This is a genomic window from Nocardia thailandica NBRC 100428 (assembly GCF_000308795.1).
Lineage (GTDB): Bacteria > Actinomycetota > Actinomycetes > Mycobacteriales > Mycobacteriaceae > Nocardia > Nocardia thailandica.
In genome coordinates this window covers 1-17561 of the sequence record NZ_BAGK01000066.1, presented here as the reverse complement: position 1 = coordinate 17561, position 17561 = coordinate 1, and the positions used below count along the sequence as shown (strand labels likewise).

Genomic DNA, 17561 nt, shown 5'->3' with positions numbered 1-17561 from the left:
CACCTCGAGGACGCCCGCCGGCTCACCGGCACCGACGACGACCGTGCCCTCGCGGCCGCCCAGCAGGCCGCCGGCCTCGGCGAGCGCGCCCTGCGGCAGGCGCAGGCGAGCGTGCGGGCCTGGGAGTCCCGGCAGCCGATGACCGGCGGGAACCAGGCGGGCGCGGTGCTGGGCGGCATCCTGCTCGACGGGTTCCTGCGCGGGACGATGAGCGGCGGCGGGTATCGCGGCGGGGCGGGCGGCGGATACCGGCCCGGCTCCTACGGCGGCTCGTCGAGTTCGCGGCGGGTCAGCCGGGGCGGCCGGTTCTGAGTTCTTGACTCTGACACCGTGTCAGACCGTAGACCAGGGGCGTCATGTTCAGTATCGGAGATTTCGCCAGGCACGGGCAGGTGTCGGTGCGCATGCTGCGCCACTACGACGCGGTCGGCCTGCTGCCGCCCGCCCGGGTCGACCCGGCCACCGGCTACCGGTTCTACGCCGCCGGTCAGCTGGCCCGGCTCAACCGCATCGTCGCGCTGAAGGAACTCGGGTTCGGTCTCGAGCAGGTGGCGCGGATGCTCGACGAAGGCACCGGCGGCACGGAGCTACGCGGCATGCTCGCCTCGCGCCGCGCCGACCTGGAGCGGCGGCTGGCCGCCGACCGTGCCCGCCTCACCGAGGTCGAGGCGAGACTCCGCATCATCGAAGAGGAGGGCGTCATGCCCGATCGTGATGTCGTCATCAAGTCCGTTCCCGCCGTGCGGGTGGCCGAGAACACCGGCGTCGCCGCGGGTTTCGAGCCGTCGGCGATCAGCCCGGTGATCGGCCCGCTGTTCGAGGACCTGGCCGACCGGATGCAGCGGGCCGGTATCCCCTTCGTGGGGCCCGCGATCGCCTGTTACGAGGTCCGCCCGGACGGGTCGGTCACCGTGCACGCCTGCCTGCCGGTGAACGTCGACCCCGGCGACGCGCCGGACTTCACCGTCGTCGACCTGCCCGCCTTCGACAGCGTCGCGACCACGATCCACCGCGGCGGCGTGGACGGCATCGGCGCCGCCTGGCAGAGCCTGGGCCGCTGGGTCGAGGACAACGGGTACCGCACCGCGGCCCCGCCGCGCGAGGTCACCCTCGAATGGACCCCGGACCCGGCCGGGTGGGTCACCGAACTCCAGGAGCCGGTCACCCGCTGACCCCGGTCGCGCGATGCCGCGTCAGCGGGCGACCGCGTGCCGGTCGGTCAGGGCGTCGAGTTCGGCGGTCATGGCGGCGGGCAGGCGTTGCGTGTGCGACCCGCCGCCGAGAACCCCGAGGGTCAGACGGCCCGCGTAGGTGTAGACGAGGACGGTGACCGCGGCCGACGGACCGGCCGAGGGCCGGGGGTGGGCGGAGAGGTAGACGATCTCGTAGTCGTCCAGGGACAGCGCGGCCGGAGCGGCGAACGGCGGGACGGCCCCGGTGTTCGTGATCGCGACGTGGCCCGCCAGGGAGTGGATGCGGCCCGGACCGTAGAAGTCGGGGAAGTGCAGGACCGACTGGGCGACGACGCCGTCGGCGAGGTCGTCGGCCAGGCGGGCGCCGAGGCGCGCGGCCAGGTCGTACGGGGACCCGTCGAGCGCGATGTCGGCGGCGAACGCGGCCAGGCCCGCCATGTTGGTGCCCGCGGCGGCGGGGACGGGAGCGCCGAGGCGCCGGCGCAGGTCGACCGGGTAGACGGTGGCGACGCGCGCCCGCCCGGTCGCGGCCGCGTAGGCCCGCAGCAGGACGGCGGTGATCAGGGCGTTGACGGTGACGCCGTTGGCGCGGGCGGCCGCCAGCAGGGCGGTCGTGTCGGCCGGGTCGAGCACGAGCCGGTCGGGGCGGGCCAGCGCGGGCGGCGCGGGTTCCACCGGGTCGGCCCGCGGTACCCCCGAATCCGGCGGGAACGGCACGATCGCGTCCTCCAGACCCGAGGCCGCCGCGGCGGTGATCCCCCGCTCGGTGACGTAGTCCTCGAGCGCGCGCGGGTAGTCGTGCGGCGTCGCCTCGACGGCGCCCTCCCCCGCGCAGACCGTGTAATACTCCCAGAGCCGGGCGAACAGTTCGACGCAGTGCCCGGCGTCGGCCACGGCGTGATGGACGAACAGCGTGACGCGGGCGCGGTCGTCCTCGCCGAGGACCACATCCAGGTAGGCCAGCTGCGCGGCGGGGTCGACCGACTCGGTGGGGATCCTGATCTCGTCGGGATCGCCGAAACCGACCAGGGCGCCGACCGGCTGGATCGCGCCGGGGCGCACCAGGATTCCGGTGCCGTCGGCGTCCTCCTCGATGCGGCACACCAGGATCGGGTAGGCGCGTTGCAGCGCGGCGAAGGCCGCGCCGATGGCGGCGGCGTCGAGTTCCCCCCGCACGGTCACCGACCGTCCGGTGTAGGTGCCGTGCCGGACGAAACGTTGTTCGGACGGGGCGAGCACCCGCACCATGTCTTCCGGTTCCCACAGCACACCGTCAGAGTGCGGCACACGCGGCCCGCACGCAAACCCGGGGCATCCCGGCGTGAGCATGCCCACGCGGACGCGGCGGGCCGCGGCGGGATGCGCGCGCCCACAGCCCTTTCCGGACACCCGGGCGCCGCGCCCGCGACAGACCGCGGGGCCGCCCCCGGCAGGAGCGGCCCCGCGGCGTGCGTCGGATCAGGCGCCGAGCAGGCGGGTGGCCAGGTAGGTCTCCACCTGGTCCAGCGCGATGCGCTCCTGGGCCATCGAGTCCCGCTCGCGGACCGTGACGGCCTGGTCCTCGAGGGTGTCGAAGTCGACGGTGATGCAGAACGGGGTGCCGATCTCGTCCTGGCGGCGGTAGCGGCGGCCGATGGCGCCCGCGTCGTCGAACTCGACATTCCAGTTGCGGCGCAGCTGGGCGGCGAGATCCTTGGCCTTGGGGGTGAGGTCGGCGTTGCGCGAGAGCGGCAGCACCGCGGCCTTCACCGGCGAGAGGCGCTTGTCCAGGCGCAGCACGGTGCGGTCCTCGACGCCGCCCTTGGCCGTGGGGACCTGCTCGACGTGGTAGGCGTCGACCAGGAAGGCCATCAGCGAACGGGTCAGACCCGCGGCCGGTTCGATGACGTACGGCGTGTAGCGCTCACCGCTGGCCTGATCGAAGAAGCTCAGGTCGGTGCCCGAGTGCTGCGAATGCGTCGACAGGTCGTAGTCGGTGCGGTTGGCGATGCCCTCGAGCTCGCCCCATTCGCTGCCCTGGAAGCGGAAGCGGTACTCGATGTCGGTGGTACCGGCCGAGTAGTGCGACAGCTTCTCCTTCGGGTGGTCGTAGAGGCGCAGGTTCTCCGGGTCGATACCCAGGTCCGTGTACCAGGACAGGCGGGTGTCGATCCAGTACTTGTGCCACTCCACGTCTTCGCCGGGCTTGACGAAGAACTCCATCTCCATCTGCTCGAACTCGCGGGTGCGGAAGATGAAGTTGCCCGGGGTGATCTCGTTGCGGAAGCTCTTGCCGATCTGGGCGATACCGAACGGCGGCTTCTTGCGCGCGGTGGTCATCACGTTGGAGAAGTTGACGAAGATGCCCTGCGCGGTCTCCGGGCGGAGGTAGTGCAGGCCCTCTTCGTCGTCGACCGGGCCGAGGTAGGTCTTGAGCAGGCCCGAGAAGTTCTTGGGCTCGGTCCACTTGCCGGGCTGGCCGGTCTCGGGGTCGTTGATGTCGGCCAGGCCGTTGGCGGGCGGGTGGCCGTGCTTCTCCTCGTAGGCCTCGAGGAGGTGGTCGGCGCGGTAGCGCTTGTGGGTGTGCAGGGACTCGACCAGCGGATCGGTGAACGTCGCGACGTGGCCGGAGGCCTCCCAGACCTGGCGCGGCAGAATGACCGAGGAGTCGAGGCCGACGACGTCCTCGCGGCTGGTCACCATCGAGCGCCACCACTGACGCTTGATGTTCTCCTTCAGCTCCACGCCCAGCGGACCGTAATCCCAGGCAGACTTGGTACCGCCGTAGATCTCACCACACGGGTACACCAGGCCCCGGCGCTTGGCGAGGTTGGCAACGGTGTCCACCTTCGACTTGGGTGCCACGCGAGAATTCTCCGTCCATTACGAGAGGAACTGCATCCGGAGGCAATCGTATCGGCACCGGTCCAGCGGTTTCCGTCCGCCCACGCGCGCGCCACGGTTTCGGCGCGCCCGGCGAAAGGGCCCACTCGACCGTCACGGTTTCGGCCGCCTCGCCGCCGAGGGGCGAGACGTCACGCCGAAGGCGCGGGATCGCCCCTCGGCGGCGAGGTCACGAGGCCGAAACCCCGCGACGGCGAGGGTGGCGCCGCAGACCCTGCCATACATTTGACATGCGCAACCATGCATACCAAAATGGTAGGCATTTCCAATAAGGAGCGTAGATGAGCATCGACACCGAGTCCGGGCACCCCCACAACCCCTACCGCTCCCCCGGACCGGCGGCGGTGCCCGCCAAGGCCGTCCTCGAGGAGGCGGGCGAGCTGTTGCGCGCCCTGGCGGCCCCGGTGCGGATCGCGATCGTGCTGCAGCTGCGCGAGTCGCCGCGCTGCGTCCACGAGCTGGTCGACGCGCTCGGGGTCACCCAGCCGTTGGTCAGCCAGCATCTGCGCATTCTCAAGTCGGCCGGGGTCGTGCACGGGGAACGCTCCGGCCGCGAAGTGCTCTACGAACTCGTCGACGACCATCTGGCGCATATCGTCGTGGATGCCGTCGCACATGCCGAGGAAGGGTGAACCGTTGTCCGACAACATATCCGGCAGACAGGTGGGGGTGCGCAGCACCCGGCAGCGCAGCGCGATCTCGGCGCTGCTCGGCGACATCGACGAATTCCGTTCCGCGCAGGAGCTGCACGACGAACTGCGCAGGCGGGGCGAGGGCATCGGCCTGACCACGGTGTACCGCACGCTGCAGTCGCTGGCCGACGCCGGTCTGGTGGACGTGTTGCGCACCGATTCCGGGGAGTCGGTGTACCGGCAGTGCTCGAGCGGCCACCACCATCACCTGGTGTGCAGGCACTGCGGGCGCACGGTCGAGGTGGAGGGCCCGACCGTGGAGGCCTGGGCCGACGCGATCGCCGGTGAACACGGGTTCACCGAGGTCAGCCACACCATGGAGATCTTCGGCACCTGCCGCGACTGCGCCGGGCGGCGCGGCGCGGGCGCCCTGCACGACGCGTCGGCGCGGGCCTGATGGAACTCACCGTCACCCGGGAGATCGCGGCGCCGGTGGCGCGGGTGTGGTCGGTGATCACCGACCTCGACGCCGCCGCGGCGACGCTGTCGGGGGTCATCGCGGTCGAGCGGATCGCCGGGGACGGATACGAGGTCGGCACCGCCTGGCGCGAGACACGGGTGGTGTTCGGCAGGCAGACCACCGAGGAGATGGTGGTCGCCGAGGTCGAGGCGCCGCGCCGCACGGTGGTGCGCAGCGAGGCCCGCGGCGCCCGGTACGCGACGGAGTTCCTGCTGACCGAGGCGGGACCGGAGCGCAGCAGGCTCACGGTGACCTTCTCCGGCGAGCAGACCGGCGGCCTCGTCGCCCGGGTGCTCGAGTTCGTACTCGGCCCGATGGGCCGCGCGGTGTCGCGGCGGATGCTCGCCCAGGACCTGGCCGACGTGGCCGCGGCCGCGGAACACCCCGCCCGGCACGACTGACGCCCGGCGCGAGGGGTCCTCGCGCCGGGCGTCGTCGGCGGGGTCAGGCCGAGACCGCGACCGGGGTGCGTTCGGCGACGTCGCCCGTGTCGCAGGCCCCGCGGGCGCGCAGCGCCGCGACCCCGAGCGCGACGACGCCCGCGGCGGCCCAGCCGAGCAGGACCAGCAGCGGCGCTCCCGCGCCTGCGCCGTCGAAGAAGGCCACCGACCGCAGCAGCGAGGCGGCCGCGCCGGGCGGGAACAGCTGGCCGAGCGCGCCCCAGGGCTGCGGCAGCAGTTCGGGTGCCGACGTGGCCGCCGAGAACGGGTTGCCGATGAGCAGCATGGTCAGCGCGCCGAGCCCGATGCCGGGCCGGCCCAGCACCGCCGCGAGGCCGACGACCGTGCCCGCCACCGCGAAGGAGGCCAGCCCGGCCACCGCCGCCAGTTCCCCGTACCCGCCGGGCACGATCGACAGCCAGCCGTGGAACACCGCGGTGCTGATCAGCCCGCCGAACACCGCGAACGAGGCCAGGCCGAGCAACCGGGCGCCGAGGCCGGGGACGAGCAGGGTCAGCAGGACGCCCGCGGCGATGCCCGCCATCACCAGCGGCAGCACCATCGCGCCGAAGCCCGCGCCGCGCGGGTCGTCGGGGTCGGCGGGCACCACGTCCTGGACCGGCGCGGCGGCCTGCGCGCCGGAGATCTGCTGGGCGAGCTGGGTCAGCTGGGTGGCGACGGCCGGGGAGGCGGCCGAGGCGACCAGCACCTGCGGCGCGCCCTGACCGGTGACGATCGCGCCGTAGACCTCCCGATCGGCCAGGGCGGCGCGCGCGGCCTCGGCGTCGGCGACCGTGCGGATGGCGAAGGCGTCGGGATCGCGCCGGGCGAGCGTGTCGGCGGCCAGCTGGGCCTGCGGGCCGGCGACCGCGACGGGCAGATCGCGCGGGGACAGGTTGACCGCAGGCCAGGCGAAGGCGATCAGCATCAGCGCCTGGAGCAGGGCCGCCGCGAGGCCGAGGGCGACCGCCCGCCGGGTGATGTTCATGACGTTCTCCCATTCAAAGCGAATGTTCGTTCTTTTTGATGGTTCCACCGTCGCACCGGCCGCACGCGCTTGTCAAGAACGGATATTCGTTTTATTTTGGGATCATGCCCCGAGTGAGCGAGGAACACCTGGAACGCCGCAGGCAGCAGATCCTGGACGCGGCGCAGCTGTGCTTCGCCCGCAAGGGATTCCACGAGACCTCCATGCAGGACGTCTTCGCCGAGTCCGGCCTCTCCGCCGGCGCGGTCTACCGGTATTTCCGCAGCAAGGACGAGATCATCGCGGCCATGGTCGTCGAGACCACCGGCGGCCTGCGCGCCGCGATGGCCGACATCGTGCGGGGCGAGACCCTGCCCTCCCCCGCCGAGATCGCCGAGTTCCTGTGCGGCGAGGTGGTGCGCCGCAGCGGGCCGGACGGACCGTTGCGGCTGGCGCCGCAGGCCTGGGCGCTGGCGATGGTGCAGCCGGAGGCGGGCGCGCCCGTGCGCGAGGCCATCGCCGGGGTGCGCGGGCTGTGGGCCGAGTACTTCGTCCGGCTGCGGGCGGCCGGCGGGCTGCCCGCCGACACCGACGTCGAAGCGCTGGCCAAGACCGTCATCGGCGTCATGCCCGGCTTCATCCTGCAGCACCTGCTGCTCGGCGACGTCGAACCCGGCGATATCGGCCGTGGCCTGGCACAACTGCTGCCGCTGCCGCCCACTGGCGCGGACCAGCGTTCCTCCCCGGCCCTGTCGGGCGACGGGCGCAGCGGGTAGGTTCGGGTGCGGCGCGATTCGGGGATCGCGCGGAACCGTCATCGATCCACCCAGGAGTTCGTCGTGACCTCACCCCGTCGCACCCATCGACCGTCCGGACTGCGCCGTGTCGCGCTCGCCGTCACCGCGACCGCCGCGGCGGGCGCCCTGCTCGCCACCACCGCGGGCACCGCCGAGGCACGCAAGATCGGCGACTTCGAGGTCGGCGGCGCGATCGAGGTCGAGTTCGACCAGGCGGGCGGCCAGGGCGCGCTCGGCGACCCGACCTCCCCGGAATCCGACGCCGCGGCGGGCGGCAAGTTCCAGACCTTCGGCAACAACGCCGCCATCTACTGGCACCCCGACACCGGCGCGGCCGCCGTGGCGGGCCAGATCCGCGACAAGTACGCCGCCCTCGGCAACGAGACCTCGGCGCTCGGCTATCCGGTCACCCGCGAGCAGTCGACCCCGGGCAACTCCGGCCGCTTCAACCACTTCCGCAACGGCTCGATCTACTGGTCGGTCGGCACCGGCGCGCACGCCATCTCCGGCCCGATCCGCGACAAGTGGGCCGCGCTCGGCTGGGAGAGCAGCCCGCTGGGCTTCCCGCTGACCGACGTGGCCGACACCGGCAAGTCCGGCGGCACCTTCACCCGATTCCCCACCGGCACGATCTACTGGTCCTCGACCACCGGCGCGCACGCGGTGTGGGGCAACATCGAGGCCGACTGGACCCGCGCGGGCGGCGTCACCGGCCGCTACGGCTACCCCACCAGCGACGAGTACGACTACCAGGGCGGCAAGGCCCAGGACTTCCAGGGCGGCAAGATCGTCTGGCGGCCCGAGAGCTAGCTCTTTCCGCCGGACCGGCCGACGAGCACGGGCCGCGTCCGGCGGGTCGTCGCCGCCCCGGTCAGGGGGCCAGCAGGCCCTGCCGCGCTTCCCGCACACCGCCGAGGACCAGCATGAGCATGGTGGTCAGGGCGAGGTCGTCCAGGCCGTTGCCGGGGAAGGTGTAGCGCAGCAGGACGTCGGCGAGCCTGTCCCGGGTGATGAGAGTGAGTGAGCCGAACTGCAATTCGTTGTTGCGCTCGGCGACGCGCTTGTGCAGCTGCGTCTTCAGGGGCCGGTCCCAGGCCAGCACGCAGGTGACCGACAGTACGACGAGGCCCGGCGCCAGGCCGAGCGCGCGCAGGGAGCACAGGGCCCCCTCGTACTCGAAACCCAGGGAGCCGTCGTCGTTGACGCGGACATCGATGCCGTGCGCGCCGATGCCGGCGCCCGCCCGGGCGGCCAGCTCGATCTCGGGGGTGATGGTCGACTCGCTCACTTCTTGACCCCGCCGAACCGCCGGTCGCGCCGGGCGTACTCGAGGCAGGCGTCCCACAGATTGCGGCGGTCGAAATCGGGGAAGAGCACGTCCTGGTAGACGAATTCGGCGTAGGCCGACTGCCAGATCAGGAAGTTGGAGCTGCGGAACTCGCCGGAGGGCCGCAGGAACAGGTCGACGTCGGGCATGTCGGGTTCGTCGAGGTACCGCGCGACGGTGGCCTCGTCGACCTTCTCCGGGTCGATCTCGCCTGCGGCGACCCGGCGGGCGATCTCGCGGGCCGCGTCGGCGATCTCCGCGCGGCCGCCGTAGTTGACGCACATGGTCAGCGTCATCACGTCGTTGTCCTTGGTGAGCTCCTCGGCGACCTCGAGCTCCTTGATGACCGAGCGCCACAGCCGGGGGCGGCGACCCGCCCAGCGCACGCGCACCCCCATCTCGTGCATCTCGTCGCGGCGGCGGCGGATGACGTCGCGGTTGAAGCCCATGAGGAAGCGCACCTCCTCCGGGCTGCGCCGCCAGTTCTCGGTGGAGAAGGCGTAGGCCGACAGCCACTTCACGCCCATCTCGATACACCCCTCGACCGCGTCCATGAGCACGGCCTCGCCCCGCTCGTGCCCCGCGGTCCGCGGCAGGCCACGCTCCTGCGCCCACCGGCCGTTGCCGTCCATGACCAGCGCGACGTGGCGCGGCACCAGCTCCGCCGGGATCTCCGGCGGCCGCGCCCCCGACGGGTGCGGCGCGGGCGGGCGGATCGTGCGGGTCCCGCCCGAGGTGGGGGTGGAAGTGTCACGGCGGAGAATCACGCCTCCATCCTGCCGTACGCGCGAAAGGGCCCGACCCCCCGGCCGACCCGGAGCACGAGGAACGAACCCGACAAGCCCCACCACCCCATCCCCACCCAGCCATCACGGTTTCGGCCGCCTCGCCGCCGAGGGGCGAGACGTCACGCCGAAGGCGCAGTATCGCCCCTCGGCGGCGAGGTCACGAGGCCGAAACCCCGCGACGCCGAAGGCGGCGCCACAGATACAGCCGAGACCCGCGACGCCGAAGGCGGCGCCACAGACGCAGACCGCTCGATCAACGGCAGGGTGCGCAGCTGACGTTCCAGATGCCACTGCAGGTGCGCGGCGACCAGTCCGCTGGCCTGGCGGCGCACGTTCTCCGGGACGCGTTCGACCTGGTCCCACTCCCCTTTCAGCAGCGCGACCAGCAGGTCGAGGACGCCGGGGGCGGGGGTGGCGGCGCCGGGTGGGCGGCAGTGGACGCAGACCGCGCCGCCCGCGCCCACATGGAAGGCGCGGTGCGGGCCGGGGGTGGCGCAGCGGGCGCATTCGTCGAGGGCGGGGGCCCAGCCGGCGAATCCCATGGCGCGCAGCAGGTAGGCGTCGAGGATCAGTTCGTGTGGGCGTTGCCGGGCGGCGACGGCGCGCAGGGCGCTCGCGGTGAGGGCGTGCAGTTTCGGGGCGGGGGCGCGTTCCTCGCCCGCGAGGCGTTCGGCGGTCTCGAGGATGGCGCAGCCGGTGGTGTAGCGGCCGTAGTCGTCGACGATGTCGGAGGCGAAGGCTTCGAGGGTGACGACCTGGGTGACCACGTCCAGCGTGCGGCCCGGATGGAGCTGCACGTCGATGTAGGCGAAGGGTTCCAGCCGCGCGCCGAACTTGGATTTGGTCCGCCGCACGCCCTTGGCGACGGCCCGGACGAGGCCGTACTGCCGGGTCAGCAGCGTGACGATGCGATCGGCCTCGCCCAGCTTGTGCTGGCGGACCACCACCGCTTCGTCCCGATACAACCGCACGTGGTCAGTCTTCCACGTCGGGCCGACGCGGTCGTCACGGACACGGCCCGCGGTCAGGTCCCGGCGGGGCGCAGCAGGCCGCCGAGCAGCAGGAGCAGCGACTGCTGGACCTCGGCGCGGGCGGCGGCGGGGTCGGCGGCGTGGGCGACGATGAGCGATCCTTCGGTGATCGCGCTGAGCAGCAGTTGCGCGAGGACCGGTACGGGCGCGGTCGGCACGACGCCCGCGTCGACCGCGCGCCGGAGCTGGTCGGTGAGGAGTCCGAGGCCGTGCCGGGCTTCGAATTCGCGGAAGGCGGGCCAGCCGAGCACGGTGGGGGCGTCGGAGAGCACGATGCGCAGCATTTCCGGGCGGGAGCAGATGTCGAAGAAGGTGCTGAGGCCGACGGTCATGGCGGACAGCACGTCGTCGTCGGCGAGGGGGGCGAGGGCGGCGGTGACCTCGGCGGTGGATTCGGTCTCGATCTGCTCGAGGACGGCGAGGAACAGGCCGCGTTTGTCGCCGTAGTGGTGGTGCAGGGCGCCGCGGGTGACGCCGGCCGCGGCGACGAGTGCCTCGGCGGAGGTCGCGGCGAAACCGCGCTCGGCGAACAGGTCTCGGCCTGCCCGCTCGAGCGCGGCCCGGGTGGTGCGGGAGCGGTCCTCCTGGCTACGGCGCGGCATGGAGCCGAGTGAACTCCACGATCAGTTCGGCGAGCAACTCCGGACGGTCCTCGGGCAGGAAGGTGTAGGAGTCGTCGACCACGCGCAGCTGGGCGTGCGGGAGATCGGCGACCAGGCGTTCGGCCAGCGCGAGCGGGAAGAGCCGGTCCTCGCGCGCCCACACGACCAGCACCGGCAGGTCGAGGTCGCCGAAGTGCCGCGCGGCCTCGATGGTGAGCCGGTTGTCGACGCCCGCGGCGAAACGGCGCAGGTCTGCGCGCACGGCGGCGGAGCGGCGGGCGGGCAGGGTGTAGGAGTCGGCGATGTCGCGGGGCAGCGGATGCTTGGCGACCCAGCCGAAGGCCAGGGGAAGGCGGCGGGCGAACTCCCAGCGCGTCGAGCCGAGCAGCGGCCGCAGCGCGCCCGGGATGCGGGCGACCCGCAGCAGCGTGCCGAAGGGCTGCGGCGGGAACACCTCGTAGCAGTCGACCGCGGCGAGGACGACGCGGGCGATGCGCTCGGGGCGCCGGGTGAGCAGCAGTTGGGTGATCGCGCCGCCGGTGTCGTTGGCCACGATGGTCACCTCGCGCAGGTCGAGGGCTTCGAGGAAGTCCGCGACCAGGTCCGCGATGCCCGCCGGGCTCAGGTCGGCGCCGGGCAGCGGGATCGAGTGCGCGCCGAGTGGCCAGTCCACCGCGAGGCAGCGGTGTCCGGCGGCGGCGAGCGGGGGGACGACCCCGCGCCACAGGTCGGCGTTGACGAGCAGTCCGTGCACGAAGACGACGGGCGCGCCGGTGCCGGTCTCGTGGTAGCGGATGCGCCCCGCGGGCAGGTCGATCTCGCGGACGGCGCCGAGTGCTGGGCTGGTTGCCATGGGTCCTCCCCTGGTTGTCGGTGCGTCCACTTTTACATACATACGGAATGTATGTCTAGAGCGACGCAGCTCGGGACCCTTTATGGACGTGTGACCAAATTCGCGCTACCGTCGGATCATCCCCCGAAGAGACGGAGCTCACATGTCCGTGCCCGATCGCACCGCGACCCAGCACCCCACCGTGTCCACCGGACTCGGCCTCACCGAGCTGGCCGCCGCCATCGCCGAGGGCCGGACCACCGCGACCGCCGCGGTCTCGACCGCGCTGGACCGGATCGAGGCCTCCCAACCCACCCTCAACGCCTTCCGCGTGGTGCGCCGCGAGGCCGCGTTACGCGAGGCCGCGGCCGCCGACGACCGGATCGCCGCGGGCGAACGGCGGCCACTGCTCGGGGTGCCGATCGCGGTGAAGGACGACACCGACGTCGCGGGCGAGCCGACGGCCTTCGGCTGCGGCGGCCTCTTCCCGACCGCGCCCCGCGACGCGGAATCGGTGCGCAGGCTGCGGGCCGCGGGCGCGGTGATCGTCGGCAAGGCCAACACGTGCGAACTCGGGCAGCTGCCGTTCACCAGCGGCGCGGCCTTCGGCCACACCCGCAATCCCTGGCACAGCGCGCACACCCCGGGCGGCTCGTCCGGCGGCTCCGCGGCCGCGGTCGCCGCCGGATTGGTCCCGGCCGCACTGGGTTCCGACGGCGCGGGCTCGGTGCGCATTCCCGCGGCGTGGAACAACCTCGTCGGCATCAAGCCGCAGCGCGGCCGGATCTCCACCTGGCCGCTGCCCGAGGCGTTCAACGGCCTGACCGTCAACGGCCCCCTGGCGCGCACCGTGCGCGACGCGGCGCTGCTGCTCGACGTCGCGGCGGGCCCGCACTCCGGCGACCGGCACACCCCGCGCCCCATCGACGCCGGCGGCGCGGTCGACCGGGACCCGGGCACCCTGCGCATCGCGGTGTCGCTGCGCATCCCCTTCACCGCCACCCGCACCGCGCTGGACCCCGAGGTGGCCGCCGCCGTGCGCGCCACCGCCGCGACGCTGCGCGGCCTCGGGCACACCGTCGTCGACGCCGACCTGCACTACGGGCTGCTGATGGGCGCCTCGTTCCTCCCGCGCTCGATGGCGGGCATCCACGCCGTGCACAAGTCGATGCCCGGGGCGATCGTGGATCCGCGCACCACCGCCAACTCCCGCCTCGGCCGCGTCCTGAGCGGGCCCGCGCTGGCCGCCGCCCGCGCCGCGGAACCGGTGCTGCGCAGGCGCATCGGCCGCTTCTTCGACGACGTCGATCTCGTGCTCGCCCCCACCACCGCGACTCCCCCGCCCCGGGCCGAGGAGATCGACGGCATCGGGGTCGGCGCGACGAACAGCCTCATCACCGGCGCCTGCCCGTACACCTGGCCGTGGAACGTGCTCGGCTGGCCGTCGATCAACGTGCCCGCGGGCTTCACGGACTCGGGCCTGCCGGTGGGCGCCCAGCTCATGGGCACCGAATCCACCGAGCCCCTGCTCATCTCGGTGGCCGCCCAGCTCGAACGCGAGCTGCGCTGGGACCTGCGCACTCCGGACCAGTGGTGGTGACCCGGAGCCGCAGACGTCTGATCCGGGCTACACCGAACCGCTGGTGAGCAGGCACCACACCGCGAGCAGCGGGTGCGAGTCACAGAGATTCGTCGGCCAGCCCTGACCGACCTCGACCGGCGCGGCGGCGGCCACGCCACCACCCAGCACGGTCGAGGCGCCGATCTCGGGACTCAGTTCGGCGGCACCCAGTCCTCCAGCTCGCTGCCGGTTCCCGCCGGGCAGCCGTCGCCCGTGGTGCGGGGCAGCATCAGCAGGCATTTCTGCGGCCCCGGCTGACCGAGAGCCGAGGTGACGAGCACGGCCAACGTGGACCCGTCCGCGACGCGGCCCCCGGTGAAGCCGAGCGTGCCCGTGACGCCGGGAAAGTCGCTCTCGCGCAACTGCATCGCCACCGCCGTCCGGTTCGGTGTGGTCTGCAGGACCCCGCGGGTGGCGCGCACCGCCTGCAGGAACAGCCCGGCCACGTCGTAGGCCAGACCGGTCCGGTCGCTGGCCCAGGCGAAGGCGAACCCGCCCAGACCCGGTTCGGCGCGCAGGTCCGTCAGCAGCCGGGACAGTTCCGCGCACAGCTGCTCGTAGGCCAGCGGCACCGGCTGGTCGCCGATGCGGCCGGTGCCGTTGACACAGTCCGCGCCGCCGAGCAGTACCGGCGCCGCCTTGGTCACGTATCGCACCGGCACGGTGGCCGGCATCGCGGCCCTGGCCGACGGGTCGGTGATCAGCCGTGTCACCGCGTCGTTGCCGAGGATCACGGGAGTGGCGCCGCTGAGGCAGCCGCGCGTGACCGCCTTGGCGAAGGGCGGGAAGTCGTCGTTGCGGCCGGCGTAGAACAGCAGCGTGCGCCGGTCGAAACCGGGTGTCTCACACGGCGCCTCGATGCGGTGCAGCTCCGGCTGGGCGCGCCAGGTGTGGCTGTCCTGTGGGATGCCGCGCGCGGTCAGCTCCCGCTGCAGGTCCTTGACCAGCGTGTCGACGTAGAGGTCCTCGGCGGTGTCGGCGGGGTGGTACACGACGACCTTGTCGAACGCGCGGGTCCCCCCGTCCGGCCCGGTCCGGCGCGCGCCCTGCACGTAGTCGGCTACCAGGCGCGCCTGCACCCGGTTGCTCGGCGCCGCCTGGAAATACAGCGGCGAGGCCTGGTCCAGCCCGTCGGCCGACAGCGTCGTGGCGACCGCCGGGACCCCGAGGTCGCCGAGCGCGGAGATCGCGCGGCGGGTCTCGGTCGTGGAGCGGTCGAGACCGACCACGCCGAGGATGCTCGTGTCGGCGGCCAGCAGCGGTGCCAGCAGCTCGTCGACCACCCACTCCGCGTGCCGCATGTCCGAGCCGCCGTTGGCGACCACCACCCGCAGCAGCGGTTCGGAGTCGTCGCCGCCGCGCAACGCCAGCCGCTGCTGCACGGCCAGGCCTGCCAGTTCCTGCACCTGGGCGTGCGGGTAGCGGGCGTTGGTGTCGAGATAGCTCAGCCCCGCGAAGTACACGAGGCTGACCACCGGCCGCCGCGGATTGTTCGCCCGCGCCGCCTCGGCCTGCTCGTTGAGCGCGAACACCTCGCGCTGCATGCCTGCCAGCTCGTTGTCGTCGGTGAACACCTGGGCCGTGTTGTCGCTGTACCCGACGCACTCGCCCGCCCGCAACGCGACCGACACCCCCGAGGTCCACGGCAGATGCGCGCAGGCGGCCCCGCGCAGCGCGGGCACGGACCACAGCACCGCGCCCGCCACCAGGGCGACCGGGATCACCACGCACAGCGCCACGAACCAGCGCCGGGCGGCCAACGGCGGCGAGGGCGGCCCGGCCAGCTCGGCGAAGGCGGGATCGCGCACGTCCTGGGCCGAGGACGCGGGCAGCCGGGCGCGCAGCGGCAGGAGCCAGGCGTCGGGGAGCCGGTTGGTGCGCAGGTGCTCGATGTTGCGCAGCCAGCGCTGTAGTGGATCGGGCTGCCTGCCCGTGTACGGCCGGGTCGCCAGGCTCTCCAGCGTCCGCAGGGTGCGCAGGTCGCCGACGTCGCCGAGCTCGCGCACGCTCGGCCGCGCCGGGACGTGATCGAGGGTGGCCAGGACGACCAGCGGGTCGAACTGACCGGTCTCGTTGCGGATGTCGTTGATCCAGTGCAGCACACGGGCGCCCGCGCTGTCGGCGGCCACCCCGCCGAGCAGCGCCACCGGGTAGGCCGTGCGCCGCCAGCTGGACGGGCGCCACAGCCGGCGGCGGTAGGCGTCGCGCAGATCCTCGAGGAAGGCGTGCACCAGCAGCTTGGCGACCTGCTCGGTGTTCTCGTCCCGGCGGCGGGTCGCGGTGAGCCGGGTCGCGAAACCGAGGAAGCTGTCCGACAGTTCGGGAGCCAGGTAGCGCTGGTGCATGAACCAGCGCGTCACCTTCGACATCCCGGGCACCCGCCCGCTGACCCACAACCACAGCCGCAGCACCGGCCACAGCGCCAGCACGCCGAACACCAGGCGCGAGAAGGTGTCCCCGGCCACCCCCTCGGCGGTGTCGGAACGGCTGGTCGGGCTGCCGCTGCGCAGCAGGCGCGGCAGCCGGGCGCGCAGTTCGACGGCGGCCTCGGCCTCGTCGCTGGTCACCCGCTGCCGGGTCAGCCAGTCCGCGGTCCGGTAGCGCGGGAACTTGATCGGGCCCATCGCGGTGTCGTCGGTGGAGAAGCCCTCCACCAGGCCCTGCAGGATGGGCAGGCAGTGCGCGGTCAGTTCCTCGCCGGTGGCGTCGCGGTCCGGGGTCAGCGCCTCGGGCGCGAGTTCCCGTGCGCGCAGGTCGATCCGGGCCCGCGGGGTGGCCCGCCTGCTGCCGGACTCGCCGAGCCAGCGGTAGATCTCCACCAGCAGCGGGCCGTCGTCGGCGACCTCGACCAGCCCGACGATCGGCCGCGGCAGCGGCGTGCGCCTGCCGAGCAGCGTGGGCAACACGCGCGGCCGGGTGTCCGGAATCTGCAGGGCGCGAAGCAGTTCCAGCAGCTTCCCGACATCGTTTCCCTCCGCCATTCGGCGGACACTACCGCCAACGGAGCGAACCGGACACCTGGTTCAGGTCAGAAACCCAGCTTCCCGAGCTGTTTCGGGTCCCGTTGCCAGTCCTTGGCCACTTTCACGTGCAGATTGAGGTAGATCCGGGTACCCAGGATGTGCTCGATCTGCTTGCGGGCGTTGGTGCCCACCTCCTTGAGGCGTTTACCGCCCTTGCCGATGATGATCGCCTTCTGACTCGGCCGCTCCACGTACAGCAGCGCGTGGACGTCGAGCATGTCCTCGCGCTCCTCGTAGGGCAGCACCTCCTCGATCACCACGGCCAGCGAGTGCGGCAGCTCGTCGCGCACGCCCTCGAGGGCGGCCTCGCGGATGAGCTCGGCCATGAGGGTCTCCTCCGGCTCGTCGGTGAGCTCACCGTCGGGATAGAAGGCCGGGCCCTCGGGCATCTTCGAGGCGATGACGTCCACGAGCAGGTCGACCTGCTCGTTGCGGACCGCCGACACCGGAACCACGTCGGCGTCCGGGCCGAGCAGCCGGGAGACCGCGAGCAGCTGGGCGGCGACCTCGTCGCGACCGACCTTGTCGATCTTGGTGACCACGCCGAGCAGGGTGGTCTTGGGCGCCATCTGCTGGATCTGCTGCACGATCCACCGGTCGCCGGGACCGATCTTCTCGTCGGCGGGGATACAGATCGCGATGACGTCGACCTCGGAGTAGGTGTCGCGCACCAGGTCGTTGAGGCGCTGGCCGAGCAGGGTGCGCGGCCGGTGCAGACCCGGGGTGTCGACCAGGATGAGCTGGGCGTGCTCGCGGTGCACGATGCCGCGGATGGTGTGGCGGGTGGTCTGCGGACGCGAGGAGGTGATGGCGATCTTCGCCCCGACCATCGCGTTGGTCAGCGTCGACTTGCCGGTGTTCGGCCGGCCGACGAAACAGACGAAACCGGAACGGAACTCGCCGTC

18 protein-coding genes and 1 pseudogene are annotated in these 17561 nt (G+C 72.6%); 8 read left to right on the top strand and 11 right to left on the bottom strand.

Annotated elements, in window-relative coordinates:
• A pseudogene (locus ON36_RS07170) lies at positions 1 to 312 on the top strand (TPM domain-containing protein); the annotation flags it as partial.
• Between the two features lie 44 nt (positions 313 to 356).
• Complete coding sequence (locus ON36_RS07165; RefSeq protein WP_043649291.1) at positions 357 to 1172, top strand: MerR family transcriptional regulator; 816 nt, start codon at positions 357 to 359, stop codon at positions 1170 to 1172.
• 21 nt (positions 1173 to 1193) lie between these two features.
• Here the strand turns inward: ON36_RS07165 and ON36_RS07160 are convergent, their stop codons facing one another.
• Together ON36_RS07160 and ON36_RS07155 are read right to left on the bottom strand one after the other, a co-directional pair.
• Complete coding sequence (locus ON36_RS07160) at positions 1194 to 2462, bottom strand: phthiocerol/phthiodiolone dimycocerosyl transferase family protein (RefSeq protein WP_245557962.1); 1269 nt, start codon at positions 2460 to 2462, stop codon at positions 1194 to 1196.
• A gap of 189 nt (positions 2463 to 2651) precedes the next feature.
• Positions 2652 to 4037, bottom strand: a complete 1386-nt coding sequence (locus ON36_RS07155; protein ID WP_043649288.1) for a glycine--tRNA ligase — start codon at positions 4035 to 4037, stop codon at positions 2652 to 2654.
• A gap of 320 nt (positions 4038 to 4357) precedes the next feature.
• Between ON36_RS07155 and ON36_RS07150 the strand changes: the two genes are divergently transcribed.
• Genes ON36_RS07150 through ON36_RS07140 form a run of 3 tightly spaced genes read left to right on the top strand, consistent with a single transcriptional unit; the run spans position 4358 to position 5629 of the window.
• On the top strand, positions 4358 to 4708 hold the full coding sequence (locus ON36_RS07150; RefSeq protein ID WP_043649285.1) for an ArsR/SmtB family transcription factor: 351 nt from the start codon (positions 4358 to 4360) through the stop codon (positions 4706 to 4708).
• A gap of 4 nt (positions 4709 to 4712) precedes the next feature.
• Positions 4713 to 5165 carry a Fur family transcriptional regulator gene (locus ON36_RS07145; RefSeq protein ID WP_043649282.1) on the top strand — a complete coding sequence of 151 codons (453 nt, stop codon included), beginning with the start codon at positions 4713 to 4715 and terminating at the stop codon, positions 5163 to 5165.
• Positions 5165 to 5629, top strand: a complete 465-nt coding sequence (locus ON36_RS07140) for an SRPBCC family protein (protein WP_043649279.1) — start codon at positions 5165 to 5167, stop codon at positions 5627 to 5629. Before ON36_RS07145 ends, ON36_RS07140 begins: the two co-directional genes overlap by 1 nt.
• Before the next feature lie 43 nt (positions 5630 to 5672).
• Here ON36_RS07140 and ON36_RS07135 read toward each other — a convergent pair whose 3' ends face one another.
• Positions 5673 to 6656 carry a hypothetical protein gene (locus tag ON36_RS07135; protein ID WP_043649276.1) on the bottom strand — a complete coding sequence of 328 codons (984 nt, stop codon included), beginning with the start codon at positions 6654 to 6656 and terminating at the stop codon, positions 5673 to 5675.
• 104 nt (positions 6657 to 6760) lie between these two features.
• Between ON36_RS07135 and ON36_RS07130 the strand changes: the two genes are divergently transcribed.
• Positions 6761 to 7411: a TetR/AcrR family transcriptional regulator gene (locus ON36_RS07130; RefSeq protein WP_043649274.1), complete on the top strand. Its 651-nt coding sequence runs from the start codon at positions 6761 to 6763 to the stop codon at positions 7409 to 7411.
• A gap of 63 nt (positions 7412 to 7474) precedes the next feature.
• Entirely contained in the window at positions 7475 to 8242 is a 768-nt protein-coding gene (locus ON36_RS07125) for an LGFP repeat-containing protein (protein ID WP_245557961.1), read from the top strand.
• Between the two features lie 61 nt (positions 8243 to 8303).
• Here the strand turns inward: ON36_RS07125 and ON36_RS07120 are convergent, their stop codons facing one another.
• From ON36_RS07120 to ON36_RS07100, 5 genes are all read right to left on the bottom strand, one after another.
• Entirely contained in the window at positions 8304 to 8693 is a 390-nt protein-coding gene (locus tag ON36_RS07120) for a YbjN domain-containing protein (protein ID WP_052313724.1), read from the bottom strand.
• 23 nt (positions 8694 to 8716) lie between these two features.
• The gene (locus ON36_RS07115) at positions 8717 to 9526 is read right to left on the bottom strand and encodes an isoprenyl transferase (protein WP_373281779.1); all 810 of its coding nucleotides are present in this window, start codon (positions 9524 to 9526) and stop codon (positions 8717 to 8719) included.
• Between the two features lie 140 nt (positions 9527 to 9666).
• Positions 9667 to 10518 (bottom strand): DNA repair protein RecO, encoded by an 852-nt coding sequence (gene recO, locus ON36_RS07110; RefSeq protein ID WP_083884961.1) that lies wholly within the window; start codon positions 10516 to 10518, stop codon positions 9667 to 9669.
• Positions 10519 to 10571: 53 nt separating this feature from the next.
• The gene (locus ON36_RS07105) at positions 10572 to 11180 is read right to left on the bottom strand and encodes a TetR/AcrR family transcriptional regulator (protein ID WP_043649270.1); all 609 of its coding nucleotides are present in this window, start codon (positions 11178 to 11180) and stop codon (positions 10572 to 10574) included.
• On the bottom strand, positions 11167 to 12033 hold the full coding sequence (locus ON36_RS07100; RefSeq protein ID WP_043649268.1) for an alpha/beta fold hydrolase: 867 nt from the start codon (positions 12031 to 12033) through the stop codon (positions 11167 to 11169). The genes ON36_RS07105 and ON36_RS07100 overlap by 14 nt, the downstream gene beginning before the upstream one ends.
• Positions 12034 to 12175: 142 nt before the next feature.
• Between ON36_RS07100 and ON36_RS07095 the strand changes: the two genes are divergently transcribed.
• Entirely contained in the window at positions 12176 to 13612 is a 1437-nt protein-coding gene (locus ON36_RS07095) for an amidase (RefSeq protein ID WP_052313723.1), read from the top strand.
• A 27-nt stretch (positions 13613 to 13639) separates the two neighbouring features.
• Here ON36_RS07095 and ON36_RS36545 read toward each other — a convergent pair whose 3' ends face one another.
• From ON36_RS36545 to era, 3 genes are all read right to left on the bottom strand, one after another.
• Complete coding sequence (locus ON36_RS36545; protein WP_281004827.1) at positions 13640 to 13762, bottom strand: hypothetical protein; 123 nt, start codon at positions 13760 to 13762, stop codon at positions 13640 to 13642.
• A 23-nt stretch (positions 13763 to 13785) separates the two neighbouring features.
• Complete coding sequence (locus ON36_RS07090) at positions 13786 to 16614, bottom strand: type 1 periplasmic-binding domain-containing protein (RefSeq protein WP_043649265.1); 2829 nt, start codon at positions 16612 to 16614, stop codon at positions 13786 to 13788.
• Positions 16615 to 16661: 47 nt separating this feature from the next.
• Positions 16662 to 17561: GTPase Era (era, locus tag ON36_RS07085; protein WP_043649262.1), on the bottom strand; the 900-nt coding region annotated here is incomplete at its 5' end.